We start from the raw sequence: 527 nt of genomic DNA, 5'->3' as shown, positions 1-527 counted from the left end.
CGCCCAAGACCATACTGCTACCGAACGTCACGATGATGATAACCGTGAAAAGTGGCAACAACATTTCGATGATCATGCCAAGGCTCTGACCTACTTGTTCTACCATTTGCTGTGGGTTTTCTAGGTCGGCTTTCGTCAACGACATGTTATAGCGAAAAATGCCGAACATGCTTTCCCAGATGCTATTGATTTGAGAGTAAAAATACAGCGCTACAGCCATGAAAATGACTGCAGTGGTGAATTCTTTCGCTCGTGGAATTTGGCCTTCCTGGCGGGCTTTTTTAACTTTCTGGGGGGAGGCCTTTTCGGTTTTGTCTTGTGACGACTGATCGCTCATGCGCCCCCCAACATAAAGTTGTTTAAGTGTCGGATCGTCTCATGCACCAGCGCGGTATAGCGGCCCGGAACACCGGAAACAGAAATCAAAACACTGAACAGGCCAAGTAGCATGGTCATCGGAAAACCTAGCGCATAAACGTTCAGAGACGGTGCGGCGCGGTTCATCACACCAAAGCTGATGTTCGCCA

2 protein-coding genes are annotated in these 527 nt (G+C 48.8%); both read right to left on the bottom strand.

Annotated elements, in window-relative coordinates:
* A partial coding sequence (locus R7Q09_RS28155; protein WP_318144211.1) for an EscU/YscU/HrcU family type III secretion system export apparatus switch protein occupies positions 1 to 337 on the bottom strand: 337 nt, incomplete at its 3' end.
* A partial coding sequence (locus R7Q09_RS28150) for a flagellar biosynthetic protein FliR (RefSeq protein WP_318144210.1) occupies positions 334 to 527 on the bottom strand: 194 nt, incomplete at its 5' end. The genes R7Q09_RS28155 and R7Q09_RS28150, both read right to left, overlap by 4 nt.

This window comes from Vibrio sp. 2130-1, assembly GCF_033339515.1.
This window is presented reverse-complemented; position numbering and strand designations above follow the sequence as displayed.